The sequence below is a fragment of the Candidatus Symbiopectobacterium sp. NZEC135 genome (assembly GCF_025962695.1).
Window position 1 is genome coordinate 1 of record NZ_JAGFPF010000226.1, and the last position, 2,244, is coordinate 2,244.

Below are 2,244 nucleotides of genomic sequence, written 5' to 3' on the forward strand. Positions count from 1 at the left end.
AAGCCGTTTTGAATAGTGTTGTCATTGGGGATGCAACAATTGCATCAGCTAAAATCAAAGATGCGGCAATTACTGGGGCAAAATTCTCGGATAACATATCATCTGATAATTATGTTGCTGGTTCATCAGGTTGGAAGATTAGTCGGGCTTCTGGGAGTTCAGAATTCAATAATGTTATCGTCAGAGGGACAGTCTATGCAAAGGATGGTCGATTTGAGGGGACAGTTTATGCTGATAAGATTGAAGGTGATGTAATAGAACAATCAGTATTGATGTATAACCCTGTAGATAATCCTGATAATTCGCCAACTTTACCATTTGTTATAGGTTTAAATGACGGATGGAAAACTTGGTTGGAAATATCGCCAAAGCCATATGATCGTATTTTTAAATTTACTAATCTAGCTTTAGTATCAGTATGGTCTCAAGGCCCTAAAAGAGTTCGCGTAAATCTTGTAAACCCCGATGGGAGTGAACGTACATTTATGGATCAGTATAGAGAAGGTGGAAGTCAATTGTTTTGTGTTTTTAGTACGTTAATTGTACCTGCAAATACATCTAACTTGAAACAAAAAATAAAAATCTTATTAGAAGGAAGGGTGAATAGCATATCTATTCAACCAATAAATCTAGAAAGCGTTTGGGCTGGAAGGAATGGATCAGATTCACAAAATCGTCAGTTCTGGTCATGTAGTCCGGCGGTTATTACTTCATATAAAGGTAGTGTGCTACCACCACCGTTATTAACAACAGTGTAAATATATTGGATAATATATGTCTTGGTACAAAGCTGAAACTATTTCTGCCACTAACGGCAGTAAAATCATTACGGCACAGAAACTCAATTCACTAATTCATTAAATGGTGTATCAGTAGGGCTGGTGTTATTGTTGCCCTCTGCTGGCACTGTTCAGATTTATGAAATTGAGTCTGTGCAATCCGATACACAATTAACGCTGGCATCAGTGTTCACTGGTACAACGGGAACGGGTAAAGCTTATGCTATTCCCACATCACCGGCTGTTTCCATCGAGCAGTTTGCTCATGAATTTGCCTCAACGCTTGCCTATTATCAGCAGCAGTTATCTGGCTGGCAGCAGATATTAACCGGAACAGGAAACGTTACGCTCACTTCGCCAGACGGTCAGACTGTTACCGTTCGCTCGCAGCAGGCTTGGGATGCTGCGCTAGATGGGAAAGCTGACTTAGCACAGGCTTTTAGAAAGCGTGGTGGGCTGGGTACCGTTGACCTAAATACTATCACTGGCGAGCAAGATGGGGTGTGGACTCAAAACTCAAACGCCAACGCTACTCTTGCCAAAAATTATCCCACACCCATAGCAGGCTCGCTTTTGGTTGTTCAGGACACGGCCAACGGGAATACGGCTGCGCATCAACTGTATTTCCCCTACAACACCACGCGGGTTTATATCAGATATTTCCTCGCGGGTGGGACGTGGGGAGTGTGGTCTGAAGTATGGAACAGCGCGAGCCTTGTTAAGCAGACCGGGCAATTCGATGCAACCGCTGGCTCGGTAATGCTTAACGGTGCATGGGGTTGGGATGGCTCTGGTGAAATTGTAGACCTAAACACGGATGCGGCGTTTTTGGCCTGGGCTAGATTATCAAGCAACGGGAGTAGAATTTTCAGAAACTCATCTGCCGTACCGCAATACACAAAACAATATGGCGTTGGTGTGTTGCTAAGGTCCGGCGACACATGGGCTACCATTTCTATAGGGTATGCTCCATCTGGTATTTCTGGAGGAATAAGAATTACCTCTGGAAATAATTCCGGTTCAACAAATTCAACTCATGAATTATGGACAGACCAGAATCTAAATCCAGCAAGGAACGCGCCAACATATATCAATATTACATCAGAGGATGCGTTACATGCGTGGGCGCAAAATTCAGCTAACAGCTCTGGAACAATAAGAAATGATGGAATAATAACCGCAACAAGTAGATTTGGTTCTGGTTGGTTCTCAAAGGTACAGGGGACTTATTCCATATTTACTGTTGGCCCAACTGCAGGAACGAGCGTGGTCAGGCTACAGGCTGGTGATTCGAACGGATATACGAATCATGTATTCTGGACTGACAAAAATCTCATAAAGCAAACAGGGGTTAACGATACAGCCCCCGGCTCCATAATGCTAAACGGGGCACACGGGTTAGGCAGATCGCAATCTGCCGGTATTGCCATGTCTACTATCTTGGACGGGAATAACGCAGTTACGG

Annotated in this window: 1 protein-coding gene and 1 pseudogene; both read left to right on the forward strand. The window is 43.7% G+C overall.

All coding sequences use genetic code 11. The features are described from left to right. Positions 1-758: pseudogene (locus J5224_RS25215) on the forward strand (hypothetical protein); the annotation flags it as partial. Positions 759-881: 123 nt separating this feature from the next. After that, the coding region (locus J5224_RS25220; protein ID WP_264627948.1) for a pyocin knob domain-containing protein at positions 882-2,244 on the forward strand (1,363 nt) is incomplete at its 3' end.